At 42.7% G+C, this 15,256-nt stretch carries 13 protein-coding genes and 1 pseudogene; 5 read left to right on the top strand and 9 right to left on the bottom strand.

Annotation, left to right across the window (positions count from 1 at the left end; genetic code table 11):
• Positions 1-289: 289 nt before the first annotated feature.
• On the bottom strand, positions 290-940 hold the full coding sequence (locus DP117_RS27715) for a sigma-70 family RNA polymerase sigma factor (RefSeq protein ID WP_169221420.1): 651 nt from the start codon (positions 938-940) through the stop codon (positions 290-292).
• Positions 941-1,158: 218 nt separating this feature from the next.
• Positions 1,159-1,305 (bottom strand): annotated as a pseudogene (locus tag DP117_RS27710) (DOPA 4,5-dioxygenase family protein); the annotation flags it as partial.
• A 237-nt stretch (positions 1,306-1,542) separates the two neighbouring features.
• Between DP117_RS27710 and iscB the strand changes: the two are divergent.
• The 3 genes from iscB to DP117_RS27695 all read left to right on the top strand — a co-directional run bounded on the left by iscB (position 1,543) and on the right by DP117_RS27695 (position 4,414).
• Positions 1,543-2,841, top strand: coding sequence for an RNA-guided endonuclease IscB (iscB, locus tag DP117_RS27705; RefSeq protein ID WP_169221419.1), 1,299 nt, complete (start codon positions 1,543-1,545; stop codon positions 2,839-2,841).
• A 116-nt stretch (positions 2,842-2,957) separates the two neighbouring features.
• Complete coding sequence (locus DP117_RS27700) at positions 2,958-3,692, top strand: HAD family hydrolase (RefSeq protein WP_169221418.1); 735 nt, start codon at positions 2,958-2,960, stop codon at positions 3,690-3,692.
• A 494-nt stretch (positions 3,693-4,186) separates the two neighbouring features.
• A complete protein-coding gene (locus DP117_RS27695) occupies positions 4,187-4,414 on the top strand; it encodes a hypothetical protein (RefSeq protein ID WP_169221417.1) in 228 nt (75 codons plus the stop codon).
• A gap of 242 nt (positions 4,415-4,656) precedes the next feature.
• On the opposite strand, the gene DP117_RS36590 is transcribed toward DP117_RS27695, so the two are convergent.
• Both DP117_RS36590 and DP117_RS27680 read right to left on the bottom strand, forming a co-directional pair.
• Entirely contained in the window at positions 4,657-7,443 is a 2,787-nt protein-coding gene (locus DP117_RS36590; RefSeq protein WP_248277861.1) for a WD40 repeat domain-containing protein, read from the bottom strand.
• Entirely contained in the window at positions 7,394-8,614 is a 1,221-nt protein-coding gene (locus DP117_RS27680; protein WP_339381020.1) for an RNA-guided endonuclease TnpB family protein, read from the bottom strand. Before DP117_RS27680 ends, DP117_RS36590 begins: the two co-directional genes overlap by 50 nt.
• A 169-nt stretch (positions 8,615-8,783) precedes the next feature.
• On the opposite strand from DP117_RS27680, the gene DP117_RS27675 reads away from it, so the two are divergent.
• Positions 8,784-8,951: a hypothetical protein gene (locus DP117_RS27675; RefSeq protein WP_169221416.1), complete on the top strand. Its 168-nt coding sequence runs from the start codon at positions 8,784-8,786 to the stop codon at positions 8,949-8,951.
• A gap of 437 nt (positions 8,952-9,388) precedes the next feature.
• Positions 9,389-10,093, top strand: a complete 705-nt coding sequence (locus DP117_RS27670; protein WP_169221415.1) for a DevA family ABC transporter ATP-binding protein — start codon at positions 9,389-9,391, stop codon at positions 10,091-10,093.
• A 13-nt stretch (positions 10,094-10,106) separates the two neighbouring features.
• On the opposite strand, the gene DP117_RS27665 is transcribed toward DP117_RS27670, so the two are convergent.
• The 5 genes from DP117_RS27665 to DP117_RS27645 all read right to left on the bottom strand — a co-directional run bounded on the left by DP117_RS27665 (position 10,107) and on the right by DP117_RS27645 (position 15,087).
• A complete protein-coding gene (locus tag DP117_RS27665) occupies positions 10,107-10,871 on the bottom strand; it encodes an ABC transporter ATP-binding protein (RefSeq protein WP_169221414.1) in 765 nt (254 codons plus the stop codon).
• A gap of 51 nt (positions 10,872-10,922) precedes the next feature.
• A complete protein-coding gene (locus tag DP117_RS27660; protein ID WP_169221413.1) occupies positions 10,923-12,140 on the bottom strand; it encodes an ABC transporter permease in 1,218 nt (405 codons plus the stop codon).
• Positions 12,137-13,609, bottom strand: a complete 1,473-nt coding sequence (locus DP117_RS27655) for an efflux RND transporter periplasmic adaptor subunit (RefSeq protein WP_169221412.1) — start codon at positions 13,607-13,609, stop codon at positions 12,137-12,139. The genes DP117_RS27660 and DP117_RS27655 overlap by 4 nt, the downstream gene beginning before the upstream one ends.
• A gap of 539 nt (positions 13,610-14,148) precedes the next feature.
• Positions 14,149-14,547 (bottom strand): hypothetical protein, encoded by a 399-nt coding sequence (locus DP117_RS27650; protein ID WP_169221411.1) that lies wholly within the window; start codon positions 14,545-14,547, stop codon positions 14,149-14,151.
• Positions 14,548-14,634: 87 nt separating this feature from the next.
• Positions 14,635-15,087, bottom strand: coding sequence for a P pilus assembly/Cpx signaling pathway, periplasmic inhibitor/zinc-resistance associated protein (locus DP117_RS27645; protein ID WP_169221410.1), 453 nt, complete (start codon positions 15,085-15,087; stop codon positions 14,635-14,637).
• Between the last annotated feature and the right edge of the window lie 169 nt (positions 15,088-15,256).

Below are 15,256 nucleotides of genomic sequence, written 5' to 3'. Positions count from 1 at the left end.
ACCATAAAATTAACTTGTGAAGCGTCATGTGATAAATTTTTAAAAATACCCTGACCTGGAGTCAGCAAATTGTACTGTATTGCTTCAAAATTAATCTTCATTATGAAGGCGATCTGCCGAAGCGCGTAGCGTGCGCTTTGCGCTCGTAAGGCAAGCGGAGCGCTCCGGCCCCCTAAGGGGCTAGCTATCGCCTGATTTTTATCTATTTACATTAGAAGATTGCAGTGAAGTTTGGCGGACAGAATCTTCTGCCCCGAACCCACCAGAGTTTCACTGAAGAAATCTTAGTTCACAAATATCCTTCTTTTTCAGCAAATTTTCGTAAACGAGGAAGACACTGGCGTTGATAAAAACTACTTAAAGTAGAAACAGACAGACCAAATTCCGCTGAAAGTTCCTTCCAACTGACTTCCGGTGGCATACGTTTCAAAATTAACACTTGACAATTTGCTTGCGGACATCCTTGAATGTGTGTTTGGCGTAATTCTCCATCAGCATCTTTCTCTACCCACAACTTAACGTTTTCTAGAATCGGAGGAACATCAGGTTCAGCAGCAAGGTTATCTATAGGATCAACGATTTCACTTGCTTCACCTGAACGAAACCGATTGATGTTAGGAGAGACTGTTCTGGCTTGTTGTTGTTGATAGTCGCGGTAAAAGTCTTGTAGTCTGCGTTTTAAATAAACATTCAACCAAGTTGTCACACTACCTAAAGATGAATTGTATGTTTGACCTGTTGTTCCTTCACAAATATTGCGGCAAAAATATAACCAGGTTTGTTGCAGTGCATCCTGATAGTAGGGAGTTGTTTCTCTCCAGAGTTTGCTATAAGTTAAGCGAATGATTCGCGTGAGCAGTTTTTGACGTTCTGGGCTACCGGGTGGGTGTCCACAGGCTTCGTCAACTAAGCAGCGTAACAATTCCTCCAGTCGATCCATAGCATTTGTGGCAAAACAGAACAAGCATTTTTAGTATTACTCAAAAAGTGACTCTCTAGTATTACCCCTTGTAGTAATATTACATGCTGTATTGTTTTGATTAACTCCAACAACACTAATCAAAAATCAGGGCTTTTTATAAAAACTTCACAGCAAATTTGACTAGAAAAGAGCTTTATGAGTTGCTTTATTTTACTCAATTCTTTTGTAAGCTTGTTTTAACCCGCCTTTAAAAATTCGATATTGAGCTTTAGCTTCTCTCCTAGCCATAACGAATGTTCCATGTGATCTCTGACATCATCGCCTGTTTCAGGGTGGATTAAAATATCTAACCCCTCACGATTGAGCATTAACCACGGGAGTAGCTAACAAACCGGATTAATTCGGAGGGAAACGGGACAAACCGAAGTACCCAGCTACGCCAGACTTCATCGTTTCTTCGATGAGAATCGCTCTGAATGTCACAACCTCAATAGGATTCGCTAGTCCTAAGCGGTTAGGAAAGGAACATTGCCTAGTTTGTGAAGGTGAAACACCTATTCCAGTGCCAAGCATCAGAGCAAAGTTAAAGCAAACGATTACCCTAATTTAGGAGTGCAGAAATGCAAACAAATTACGTATTTCTTTTAAATGCTGACAAAACGCCACTAGATTTAATCCATCCTGCCCGCGCCAGAGAACTTCAATCGAAAGGCAAAGCACGAGTATTTCGCCACTATCCCTATGTTTTGATTTTGCAACACCAAATTATCAATCCATTCACAAAGTCTTACTCAATCAAAATTGATCCAGGCTCGGTGTGGACAGGATTTGTTTTGCAATGTGGGGATGAAATTTTGTTTCGGATGGAGTTAAAGCACCGCAGCTTAAACATTAAATCTGACCTAGAACAACGCGCTGGGTTTAGACGTGGTAGACGTTCACGCAATTTGCGTTATCGTCAAAAACGATTTAATCGTAAGCGTCCCCAAGGCTGGTTGGCTCCATCATTAATGCATCGTGTGTTAACCGTTGAGACTTGGATTAAGCGGTTTATTCGTTATTGCCCAGTAAACTGCATTGAAATTGAGCAAGTACACTTTGACATGCAAAAAATCATGAACCCCGAAATTAGCGGTACGGGGTATCAGCAAGGTACATTAATGGGCTACGAAGTTCGCCAATACCTACTTGAAAAGTGGGGACGAGAATGTGCTTACTGTGGTGCAAAAAACGTACCACTAGAGATTGAGCATGTTTACCCAAAGTCAAAAGGAGGAAGTGACCGAGTTTCCAATTTAACTCTCGCTTGTCACCAATGTAATCAAGCTAAAGGAAATCAAGATATTCAGGATTTTTTGTCAGGTAAACCAGATTTGTTAAAACAAATCTTGGGGCAGATGAAACGTCCGCTAAATCATGCAGCAGCAGTGAATTCTACGCGCTTTGCGATTGTTGCAATGGCGAAAAAATTATGCGGTGCAGTCAAATGTTGGACTGGCGGCAGAACTAAATTTAACCGCACTCAACAAGGATTGGGAAAGAGCCATAGTATTGATGCAGCTTGCGTAGGAGAGTCTGGCGCATCAATCAAATTACAAACACATCAGCCATTGATGGTGTTTTGCAAGGGACATGGGAACCGCCAAGCCCGTCGTGTTAATGCATCTGGGTTTCCCGCAGTAGAGAAAGCAAAAGATATATTCCACCACGTAACGGCTGGTGACATCGTAAAGGTTCAAATTACAAAGGACAGAAAGAAAGTGAAGGCAGGGATTTATACCACACGGGTCAAAACTCCTACCTGTAAAGGATGCGAAGTTTTGATTGATGGAAGTCGCGTCACTCTATCAACAATGAAAGACATTGTTTTTGTTCACCGCAGCGATGGGTATAGTTATGGTTTGCTGAAAAATTCCTAATTGCCCCGATTTACTCCAAATTTTCGCTATCTAGTAAATGGACACTTTAGAGCGTTTTTCAAAGCAGCATATTAAAGTGTGGTTTAATTTTGGTGATCAATCAACAGAGGTCTGTTTTGGCAACTATTCAGTGTAGAAATGTGACGTTTTCCAATATCCAGGCGATTCTGTTTGACAAAAACGGTACGTTGGAAGACTCAGAAGCTGATTTACGTGCTTTTGCACTTAGAAGCGCACGGATAATTGATGCCCAAATTCCTGGAATTGGAGAACCATTGTTAATGGCGTTTGGTGTTAATGGCGATCGCCTCGATCCAGCAGGTTTAATAGCGGTGGCGAGTCGTCGTGAAACAGAAGTCGCCGCTGCAGCATATATTGCAGAAACTGGACGGAGTTGGTTTGAGTCGTTAAGTATCGCTCGTCAAGCTTTGGAGGATGCTGAAAAATATCTTGGCAATACACCTTCACCTTTGTTTGTTGGTAGTTTGGAAGTGCTAAAGTCTTTGTCGGAAGCTGGATTAAAATTGGGGATTCTTTCAGCAGCGACAACCCAAGAAGTGTGTGCTTTTGTCAAGCATCATCAATTAAGTGATTACATTCAATTATCTATGGGAGTTGATAAAGGACCAAGTAAACCAGATCCAGTTTTATTTTTGCAAGCATGCGAAGCTTTAGGAGTCCAACCAAGTGCCACGTTGATGGTAGGAGATTCTGTGGGTGATATGCAAATGGCGCGTCATGCTAAAGCTGCTGGTTGCATTGGTATCACTTGGATAGGGAAGGCGGAGAATGTTAAAGGTGCGGATGTTGTGATAAATCAACTCGATGAAATTCAAGTTGTCAGTGAATGAGACATTATCTGGCGGGAGCATCCAAATTTGGCAAAAACGCCCGTAAGCTATAGCCTGGACGGCAGTTGCTACGATCAAAGTTAAGAAAGTGTAGAGTGGATTCCAGATAAATAAAGTGTTGTCTGCTAATTCATACTTTGATTCAGCAACGTCTTAAAAAGTGCATAAGTTGATTTCAGTGAAACTTATTTAAAGATTGAGAAGGAAAACTTCTGTCAAAGTTATTCTAAATCCAAAAAGATTCTATTCTCTAGGTGAAATATGACTATCCAGGTGAGTAATCTACCTTTCGATATCACTGATGCTCAAGTAAGTAGGTAGGCGTGAATAAAGCGTACTATGTAACAGAATGTAAATGAGTCAAAACCCTTGCGATTGCTTCACTTCGCTTCGCTTCGTTCGCAATGACATAGTTAGAAATTTTCGCGCCCACCTACTTAGCTGACCTAAAAGCTAGATTTTCAAGCTTTGGCAAGATTGAGACATTTGAAGTCATGACCGTTGAAACCGTTAAAATAATAATAGTACAGTTAGACAGTGGTGAAGACGCCGCTATTGAAGCTTTAAATGGAATAGAGTCGCCCGAAAGGAAACCTAAACATAAAGGTCCAATGGGCGAGGGGCCAAAGGATAAAGAAGGAGGTGATGGTCCTCGTCTCCAAGTTAAAAAACAAGATGACGGAAAAAAACAAGATGACGGAAAAAAACAAAAAGGAAGTTAAAAAACAAGAAGAGAGCGGATCCTAGATGAAAGAGGTACAGTTCTAAGCAGTAAAATTATCATTTTAACAATGCTTTTCCTCGGTTTTTAGCTCAATTTGCTGAGGAGTGATCCAATTTTGATCACCCTCAACTGTTCTACAGGTAGTACCAGAATTTGAGCAGTGTTATCTCATTAGACATCTCCAAAAGTGAGTCTGAAATTCTTATGGGGCTTAAGCGTAAATCTAGTTTTTGGAGATGTCTATTTGACCCGACTTTCTCTAACACCATCGCAGAGATTCCTGTTTTTATCTCTGCGATTTGCACTAGGGTTATGCAGGTAGTCCCATAGCCAATCGCAGCTTTTTGTAAGCAGTTCTTTGGGATCAACAATTTGCCACAATTTTATTGTGCCATCCGCTCTGCTTGCGGCAAGCCATTGTCCATCCGGACTAAACGCCACACTATAGACACTTCCTTGCTGCATGGAGATCGTAGCAATAAGTTTGCCCGTTAAGTCCCACAATTTTGTGGTGCCGTCATTTCCGGCAGTAGCCAATCGCTGACCAGTTGGACTCAACGCCATGCTCCAGACTTGCCCCTGTTGTGTAGCAATGGTGGTAATAAGCTTGCCCGTTAAGTCCCACAATTTTATGGTGCTGTCATCTCCGGCAGTGACTAATTGTTTGCCATCTGGACTGAACGCTACACTCTTGACCCTCCTTTGCTCGGTTGTCATCGTGGTAATAAGCTTGCCCGTCAAGTCCCACAATTTTATGGTGCTGTCATTTCCGGCAGTGACTAATTGTTTGCCATCTGGACTGAACGCTACGCTCCAGACACTTCCTTGCTGCGTAGTCATCGTGGTAATAAGCTTGCCCGTCAAGTCCCACAATTTTATGGTGCTGTCATTTCCGGCAGTGACTAATTGTTTGCCATCTGGACTGAACGCTACACTCTCGACCCTCCGTTGCTCCGTAGTCATCGTGGTAATGACCTTGCCTGCTAAGTTCCACAATTTTATGGTGTCATAAATTCCAGTGGTAACGAGCTTTTGGCCATCTGGGCTAAATACCACACTATAAACAGACCCTTGCTGTGTAGTCATCTCAGCAGTGCGGTTGCCTGCTAAGTTCCACAATTTTATGGTGCTATCACTTCCACCGGTAGCCAACCGTTGGCCATCCGAACTAAACGCTACACTATAAACAGGTCCTTGCTGTGTGGCAATTGAAGTAATGGGTTTGCCCAAATCCCACAGCTTGGTGGTACCGTCAGACCCAGCAGTAACTAGCCATTGACTATTTGGACTGAACGCCACACTCAAGACACTGCCCTGCTGCGTAGCAATCGAAGTAATGGGTTTGCCTGTTAAGTCCCACAGTTTTGTGGTGCCCTCAGATCCGACAGTAGCGAGCCATTGCCTATTTGGACTAAACGCCACGCTCCAGACTTGCCCCTGTTGCTTAGTAGTGGCAATACGCTTGCCCGCTAAGTCCCACAGTTTAGTAGTACCGTCCTTGCCAGCAGTGGCAATACGTTGACCATCTAAACTAAACTTTACATCAAAAACACTGCCCTGCTGTGTAGAAATCGAAGTCATGAGTTTGCCCGCTAAGTCCCACAGTTTAGTAGTACCATCGTTGCCAGCAGTGGCAATACGTTGACCATCTGGACTGAATGCTACGTCATTGATACCCCTCTGCTGTGTAGGAATCGAAGTAATGGGTTTGCCCGCTAAGTCCCACAGTTTAGCAGTGCCGTCCTTGCCAACAGTAGCAATACGCTGACTGTCCGGGCTAAACGCCACGCCAGAAACATCACCCTGCTGCGTAGCAATCGAAGTAATGAGTTTGCCCGCTAAGTCCCACAGTTTAGCAGTGCCGTCCTTACCAGCAGTGGCAATACGTTGACCATTCGGACTAAACGCCATGCTCAAAACTTCTTTTTGCTGCGTGGTAAATTCGACAATAAGGTTGCCTGTCAAATCCGACAACTTTACATTGCCGTCAAGTCCGACAATAGCCAACCGTTGGTCATCAGGGCTAAACGCCACTTTCCGAATACTTGTCTGCATACTTTGCCATCGATTGCGTTCTCGAATCTCACTCGCAACCCAAGTCAGCATACCAACAGTCTGATCATTTACATCCTTACGTCCAAACAACAAATGTCTACTTTGTTGCTCTGCATTCACAGCGTCTGTCATCGCTTCAAGCTGCTGATTAGTGAGTAGATTCACCTTTGCTATTTGGACTAAGGTTAAAATGTAGAGTTTTTGGAACTCTGTCCATTGAGCGAATGCAAAAATGCCTGCTGCACTAATTAATAGCGCAGCACTCACTGCGCCAGTTACACTCCTAGCCTGCCTTATCTCTCGTTGTCGAATGCGATCGCGCCGTCCTACACTAGCATCAATAAACTGATTGGCTGCGTCACAAAACCCACCCAACACCTGATTAAATGCCTCATTCCGTCTGAGTTCCAAAGCTTGCTCTAGTCTTGAGCCACTCCACAGTTCATCATCTGCTTTCGTCTTTTGCCACTGTGCCACATCTTCATTTAAACGGTTGCGCAGGGCGATGCTGTTACGATTTTCTCCAATCCATTCATTCAACCGTGTCCAAGAAGTTAACAAAGCTTCATGGACAATCTCCACGGTGGAGACTTCAGAATGAGGTTGACGATCGCTCACTAACAAGTTTTGATCAATCAACTGAGTCAACACTTTTTGTTCGAGTGGATCGTTAAACTCAAATCGCATCGCCCGTCTACGAACGGGTTTGCACTCAGTTCCCGATTCTTCATCCCCACCAATCTCAACGAGCCTCAAAAATATGCGTTGCATGCATATTTGCTCTTCTGTTGTCAAGTTGTTGTAAATTTTCTCAACTCGTTGGTGGAGTGCGCCCCACACGCCACCCAACTGCCGATGGGTATTGATATTGAGAGTGCGATCCTGAATATCGTGATTTTTAACTTCTGTTTCCCACAGTGAACTACCCAACACCGACCTGAGTACAGGTACGGTGTGGGCTTCCGGCGTCATTGACAGATGCCCCTTTTCCTTTCGGATAGGTGGTCTTACTCCGCCTCGGCGCGGCAAGAACGGGGTTCCCTCCGTCCAAAGATAATATCCGAATTCCTTCATTCGTGATGTTCAGTGCTGCATTACCATCACGCTCATGATGAGCATTGCACGATGGACAATCCCATTCACGAATATCAAGCGTTAACTCGTCAAGAACATGACCGCAGCATGAGCAGGTTTTGGAACTGGGGAAGAACCTCCCTATTTCTACAAGTTGTCCTTCTTTAGATTTCAACTTGTAGTCAAGGAAGTTAACGAACATTCCCCAACCTACATCGGATATGGACTTTGATAATTTACGGTTTCGTACCATTCCCTTAACGTTGAGATTTTCCACAACGATGACTTGACTATCGTCTACCAGTTTTCTACTTAGTTTATGTAGAAAGTCTTGGCGGGAATTTGATACTCGTTCATAAACCTTGGCTACTAGTTTTCTATATTTGTTTCTTGAATTACTGCCTTTAACTTTACGGGCAAACTTTTTCTGTTTCCTAGCTAGATTCTTTTCATGGCGTTTTAGGTGTTTTGGGTTTGAATGCTTGGTAACTTGTTCGCCATCATGAACAATAGCAAAGTCTTTAATGCCCAAATCAATACCAAGTGTCTGATCACCAGATGGTTGACCTACACCACCCTCAACCTCAAGCAAGATTGAAGCAAAATATTTATCTGTAGAAGTTTTACTGATGGTAACTGTCTTAACTTTTCCCTCGATGAGTCTATGAAAGACTGCCTTCACAACACCAATTTTAGGAATCTCCAAGTAGTTGCCCACAACTTTAACATTTTGGGGATATTGGATTGATTGCTTGTGGTGTTTTGATTTAAACCTGGGGAACTTAGCCCTACCCTCAAAGAAATTTGAGTATGCTTTGTTTAAGTTGATAGCTACGCACTGTAGAACAGCAGAATAACAATCCTCTTTCAACCAAGGATGTTCTACTTTTAATTGAGGCAAGTAAGCTTTGTAGACACTCAGTTTTAATGACTTTCCAGTTTCTTCATAGTGTTGGATACAGGCATTTAAGGCGTAGTTCCAATACCAACGCGCACAACCAAACGACTTGGCTAGAGATATTTCTTGTTCAGTTGTTGGGTATAGTCTGACCTTTATTGCCTTCAACACTTTAATCACCTCCGACGCATTGTCCCCTAATTTTTTGCCAGCCCTATTACTTCGAGTACTCGTCTTGGAACACAGATCAATAAAACAAGGGCTGGCAAAAAATTTCGTGTAAGACCCCCGCCTTGTTATAGCTATGATCGCCTTAACGAGGAACCATTGAGGAAACAAAATGAAGGATAAATATATTCGAGTTAGAACATCAGAAAGAAGATTAAATAAGTTACGTTTATATGCAGCTTTAACAGAAAAGACAATGACTCAAGTAATTGATGAGATGATTGACTCGTTAAAAATCCCAGAAATTGACAAAAACGAGGGTACCCCATTCCCGCGTTAACCGACGGTCAACATAGGTCAGGGTCGGGGTCTAACACGTTTGCGCAGCGCCCCGAAGGGGCTAGAAATTGAGCCAGCCCTATTACAACGAGTACTCGACTTGGAAGACAGATTAACAAAACAAGGGCGTAGCGGGGTTCCTCCTTGTGAAAAAGAGCCAGCCTTATAACTACGAGTACTCGTTTTGGAACACAGATCAACAAACAAAGGAAGCTCCCAAGGGGAGCCGCTGCGCTAAGGCTCTTTTTCTTTGCCCAAATGCGACGCTCAATTTCTAGGGGACAATGCGTCGGGTACGCCTCGTTTTTGTCCGGCTATTCATCCCGACACCAAGCTTTCAGCTATGGTGCGGGGCTTCTAGCCGCTTAAGCTAATGTTGATCTACTTATCAAAAAGATATAAAGCACCTGAACTGTTCGTGATCGAAATCAACAAACTATGACTGAACCTGTTATTTCTGTTCACCATCTGAATCACTACTTTGGTGAACGAGAACTGCGAAAACAAGCGTTATTTGACATCAATCTCGACATCTATCCAGGAGAAATTATTATTATGACTGGTCCGTCGGGGTCTGGTAAAACAACTTTGCTAACGCTTATGGGAGGCTTGCGTTCTGCACAAGAAGGTAGTCTCAAAATTCTGGGACAAGAAATGAATAAAGCGAGTAAGAAAGAAATGATGCAGGTGCGACAGCGAATTGGCTATATCTTCCAAGCACACAATCTGTTGACTTTCCTAACAGCCAAGCAGAATGTGCGAATGTCTCTAGAGCTACATGACGAGTATCTAGAACAAAATATGGATAAGATAGCTACCGATATTCTCAATACAGTTGGTTTGGGAAATCGTGTCGATTATTACGCGGATAATTTGTCTGGAGGACAAAAGCAGCGAGTGGCGATCGCCCGTGCTTTGGTGAGTCACCCCAAAATTGTTCTAGCAGACGAACCCACCGCAGCATTGGATAAAAAATCAGGTCGAGATGTGGTGGAACTGATGCAGAAATTGGCAAAAGAACAGGGCTGTACGATTTTGCTTGTCACGCACGATAATCGTATTCTAGATATTGCAGATCGTATTGTTTATATGGAAGACGGTCGCTTAGCAGATCAGCCCAATGCTGCTGCATTAGTGGAGTAGTCGTTGACTAAACTTAAGATACTGCCAAATGACCCACATCAGATGGACTTAAGTGAGAGTGTACAACTTCACCGTCACGAAACCAAACAACACGCTGTGTTTGACGAGCAACATCTGGCTCGTGGGTTACCATCACAACAGTGATACCACTACCATTAAGTTCACCAAAGATATCTAAAACTTCTTGAGTTGTGCGCGAGTCGAGTGCGCCTGTGGGTTCATCAGCTAGCAGTAGAACGGGACGGTTAACAATGGCGCGGGCTATGGCTACCCGTTGCTGTTGTCCTCCAGACAGTTGAGTTGGTTTATTGTTCAGGCGTTTCTCTAAGCCTACTCGTTTGAGAGCTTCTGCCGCTCTATCACGACGTTCGCCAGCTTTTACACCAGCATACACCATTGGCAGCATCACATTTTCTAATGCTGATAGCTGAGATAACAGGTGAAATTGTTGGAACACAAATCCCAGTTTTTTGTTGCGAATCTGTGCCAACTCTGTATCTTCCATTTGAGCAACATCAAGGTTATCCAGGTAATAATGTCCGGAAGTAGGACGATCTAAACAGCCAATAATATTCATAGCTGTAGATTTACCAGAACCAGATGGTCCCATGATGGAACAGTATTCACCTTGTTCCACAACTAAATTAACATCATTGAGCGCCCGCACTTCAGCTTCGCCACTGCCGTAAACTTTAAAAATGTTTTCTAAACGAATTATGACTGGTTGATTAACCGGGTTGGGAACGCGGGAATCAGTCAATGATAAAGTGTTTGCCATAATAAAATGCCATAAAAAAAAATTTAATCTAATTCAAAATGTAAAATTGCTTTAAGCGCTTCTCAATGCCACTATTGGATCGAGTTTAGCAGCACGACGTGCAGGAACAACGCCAAAGAATAAACCAATTCCACCAGAAACACCAACTGCAACAGCAATTGCTACAGGAGAAATTCCGGCTTTTAAAGGAGTCAACGTTGATACGAGCATAATGCCGCTTACACCAATTGCAGTACCGATGATGCCACCTGCTGCTGAAAGAATGATCGCTTCAATGATGAACTGTGACAGGATATCTTGCTGATTTGCACCAATAGCTTTACGCAAACCAATTTCTTGAGTGCGTTCGGTGACAGAGACAAGCATAATATTCATGATACCGATACCGCCGACAAATAGGGAGATACCAGCGACGGCAGCTAGCATAATTGTCAAAGCACCTGTGATTTGACCAACAGTTTGCAAAGCATCTTTTTGAGTGCGGATGGTAAAATCATCTTCGCTGATAATTTTGTGTCGCAGCCGTAGCAAATTGGTCATTTGAAACTCTGCCGCATCAACACTATTACTATCACGAGCAGAAGCAACGATGTAGTCTAATGCAATGCCGTAGGGAGAATTTTTTCCTACAAGCCGATTTGCCGAGGTTGTGATTGGCACTACTGCTGCTTCGTCATAATCAGAACCCAAGCTTGAGCCTTTAGCTTCTAAGACGCCAATAATTTGAAAGCTAGCATTTTTGATTCGCAACTGCTGACCGATGGGATTATTGCTACCAAACAGTCTTTGTGCCAAGTTAGCACCTAATACTGTGACTTGATTGTTGCGCTTCATATCTATGTCGGTAAAAAACCGACCTTTTGCAGTTTCAAAGTCCCGTACCTTAGGAAAGCTGGGAGTTGTGCCAATGATGTTGACATTGGTGTTTCTGTTACGGTAATTAACTACATATCTCCCGTTTAACTCAGGAGCGACTCCTGCTACTGTTGGCACTTCAGAGGCGATCGCCTCTGCATCTTCCAGTACTAGATTTTTTGGCACTTTTGTGCTAATACGCTGAGTTTCGCGATTGCCAGGAATGATAAACAGGACGTTTGGTCCCAATGATTCCAACTGCTTATTGACAAACTTTTGTCCTCCTTCACCAACGCCAATCATAGCAATGACTGAGGCATTGCCAATGACAATACCCAGCATGGTGAGGGCGCTACGTAACTTATTTGATAGCAGGGTTTTCCCTGCCATTTTCATACTTTCTAGGATGTTCATTTCTTCATCTGTTCTAGCTTCTTCTGCATCATGTACTCTGTAGGCGGATTGAGGAATATGCGATCGCCAATTTTAACTCCCTCTAAAATTTGAGTTTGGTCTTTGACTTGTGCTCCAATTGTGATCGGGCGAAACTGAGGTTTATTCTTTGCATCTGGTACCAACACACCTGTGTTTCCTTTTTCTGTCACAATTGCTACAGTTGGCACGAGTAAAGCATCTTGTACTTTGTCACCTAAAAAGGTCATGTCCACGTTCAAGCCAGAACGCAGTTTGTCTAGACCAGTATCAATTGCAACTCGTACTTGGAATAATGTAACGCCTTCTTCCTTTACTGCTTCAGGAGCGATCAAGCGGACATGACCTTTAAAAACTTGGTCAGGATAGGCATCAGCGACAATTTCTACTTGTTGCCCTTGTTTGATTCTGCCTATATCAGCTTCCGGAACACTCGCCAAAACTTCTAAGCCACGTGCTAGAGCAACAACTGAGCTAGAAGTTGCCGAGGCACTGGAAGAAGCTGAAGTTGTCGGTGTAACATATGCACCAATGTTGGCGTACTTCTGCGTGATAACTCCGGAAAAAGGAGCACGGATAATTGTATTGTCTAAATTGACTTGCTCTGTTTTTAATTTAGCTTGAGCAGCAGCAACAGCTGCTTTACGTTGGGCAATTTCTTCAGGGCGAGAACCTGCTTGGGATAGTCGCAAAGCTTCTTGTGATTCAGTAACAGCTGCTTCTTTTTGAGCAATTTCTTCAGAACGAGTCCCACTTTGTTGTAGAGAGAGTCGTTTTTGAGCTTCTATTAAACTCGCCTTAGCAGCATTATCTTCACTAATGGCTTGGTCGAGTAATTGTTTTTTTTCCGCCCCCTGCTGGTAAAGGTATTGATAACGCTTGACTTGTTCGCTTGTATAGTTCGCTTTTGCTTGAGCTGAGTCCACTTGAGCTTGTGCTTGGGCAATTTCTTGAGGACGATTACCTGCACGCGCCAAAGCAAGCTGCGCCTCTGCTTGTGCTAAACGTGCTTTTGCTTGAGCGATTTCTTGAGGACGATTCCCAGCCAAGGTTTGCTGTAACTGTGCTTGGTTCTGTGCTAGATTTGCACGAGCTTCAGTGATTCGTGCTTGAATATCTGCGCTGTCCATCTTGGCAAGAATTTGCCCTTGCTTAACTTTATCGCCTTGCTCAACAAACAACTCTACCAGAGTTCCAGAGTTTTTCGGGCTGATATTTACGCTCTGAACAGGCTGCACCTTACCACTAGCAGAAATTCGCAAAGTGACATCTTTGGCTTCCACTGGGATAGTCAGTGCAGCTATGTCTTGTTTGCTTGTTCCTCGATTCACAACTGTGTATGTTGTGGTTGCACCAATAACTAACATCCCAGCTGCTGCTAAACCAATGAACCAGCGTACTGGGTGCTTAACTTTTTTACCAATTACCGGAATTTCTAAGTATGTAGTCATAATAGCTTGTCATGAAAATAACTTTACTGATTGTTTTTCAGTGAAAGAGTGACAATAGATAATTTGGAGTTTTTATAATTTTTGGAATGAGTCATCATGAAAAAAATAGAGTGATGAATAAATCAGCAACAAATGAATATGTAAGATCACAGTTGCTTAATCTTCCTTCACAATACGACTTTATGCTCATTTGTGACTTCACCTGAATGGGTGACTTTTCCAGGTATTATGGACACAATGCATTTTGCATCAGTTGTGATTATTGTACAAAAACAGCAAGGATGAAAGTAAAATTGCACCTCCATCCCGACATCTGCCAGTTATTTTTACTTTTTTATATGCATAATTTAGCACTTTTCAAATCACTACTTTATGAATGAATCAGGACAAACTTGTCATTAAAAATATCCGTACTCAACGACTGTACAGACACAGAATTGCTTAAAGGTACCGTATTGTTTGTAAGGACACGGCAATACTGTGGCATTGCCGCATGCATATACTTTACACGAGTTAGAATTCTTTAGATTTGCACAATTCTAATCATCTCTTCTAACGATTTCCCCGTTGGGAAGTCTGATGTCCCCATTAGGAAGTTCTACAACTCTTCTTGTAGGAACAACATCTCCATCGGGAATGACAACATCTCCATTGGGAAGTCTGACGTAACCTCTATGAAGTTTGCGTATCTTCTTAGCAGGAACAACATCCCCATTAGGAAGCCTGATGTCACCATTACGAAGTTTGACTGTTCTCGGCTTTGGTTCATCGTCACGATCCCAACCACGATTGTCTCTACGAAGAGGAGGCGGGATAACTTCTGGGCGTTCATCTACAATATAATCTCTCCTCTGTGCATTTGCAGGGTTAGCGAATAAACTTGGAACAAGTACTATAGCTGTTGCTACGACAAGAAATACATGGCGTTGTCGAAACATAAAAGTGCCTCCTTTATTGTTAAAGAACAAGTTGAAAGATGATGAAAAGTTTTTCTGATTTCACTAAGCACTCAGCTGATGGTGCAATCAAGGAGCATCAGGGAATGGTTTTTCTTGACGCAGTTGTTGCAGTTGTTGCTTTTGTTCTGACGTGAAAATGTTTGAGAGTTGCTCACGTTGAGACTGCATAATTTCCTGTATTTGTGTCTTCTGCTCAGATGACAGATTTAAATTTTGTAAGACTCCTCGTTGGTCTTTGTTTTGTTCAACTGCAACTTTTAGCTGTTCTTTTTGCTCTTGTGTCAGAATGCTTTCAATCTTGGAACGAGTACTTTGTTGAACTTCTGTTAATTTAGTTTTTTGCTCTTGTGTTAACTCTAAACCTGGTGGAACAGGAAAGTCTTTCATTCTCACATTTTGAGCTTGAGCATTGGGTTCAGAAGAACTTGGCGTCTCAGCTTTTGGACTTTGACATGCAGTTGCAATTATAGAAATTGAAGTCAGAGTCACAACAAGTATAGGAAAGAATTTTAATTTCATGCACTATCCTATAAATTTAAAAATCTAAATCAGTCTATGTCTTACAATTTCATCATAGAAATCTCTTTGATAAATAACATGGAACAAAAGTCCCAAATTTATACAGGACAAAAGTAACGGTTTCGTTAAAAATGCGTTCCTTTGTCTTCCTGCGAGTTAGCTATCCCAA

Source organism: Brasilonema sp. UFV-L1 (assembly GCF_012912105.1).
Taxonomy (GTDB): Bacteria; Cyanobacteriota; Cyanobacteriia; order Cyanobacteriales; family Nostocaceae; genus Brasilonema.
Note: the sequence above shows the minus strand (reverse complement) of the source record. Positions and strands in the feature narration are given on the sequence as shown.

Bases quoted from the DNA above. Each gene is read 5' to 3' on its own strand.
- DP117_RS27715 (WP_169221420.1), bottom strand. From the start codon at position 940: ATGGATCGACTGGAGGAATTGTTACGCTGCTTAGTTGACGAAGCCTGT.
- iscB (WP_169221419.1), top strand. From the start codon at position 1,543: ATGCAAACAAATTACGTATTTCTTTTAAATGCTGACAAAACGCCACTA.
- DP117_RS27695 (WP_169221417.1), top strand. From the start codon at position 4,187: ATGACCGTTGAAACCGTTAAAATAATAATAGTACAGTTAGACAGTGGT.
- DP117_RS36590 (WP_248277861.1), bottom strand. From the start codon at position 7,443: ATGACGCCGGAAGCCCACACCGTACCTGTACTCAGGTCGGTGTTGGGT.
- DP117_RS27675 (WP_169221416.1), top strand. From the start codon at position 8,784: ATGAAGGATAAATATATTCGAGTTAGAACATCAGAAAGAAGATTAAAT.
- DP117_RS27670 (WP_169221415.1), top strand. From the start codon at position 9,389: ATGACTGAACCTGTTATTTCTGTTCACCATCTGAATCACTACTTTGGT.
- DP117_RS27665 (WP_169221414.1), bottom strand. From the start codon at position 10,871: ATGGCAAACACTTTATCATTGACTGATTCCCGCGTTCCCAACCCGGTT.
- DP117_RS27660 (WP_169221413.1), bottom strand. From the start codon at position 12,140: ATGAACATCCTAGAAAGTATGAAAATGGCAGGGAAAACCCTGCTATCA.
- DP117_RS27655 (WP_169221412.1), bottom strand. From the start codon at position 13,609: ATGACTACATACTTAGAAATTCCGGTAATTGGTAAAAAAGTTAAGCAC.
- DP117_RS27650 (WP_169221411.1), bottom strand. From the start codon at position 14,547: ATGTTTCGACAACGCCATGTATTTCTTGTCGTAGCAACAGCTATAGTA.
- DP117_RS27645 (WP_169221410.1), bottom strand. From the start codon at position 15,087: ATGAAATTAAAATTCTTTCCTATACTTGTTGTGACTCTGACTTCAATT.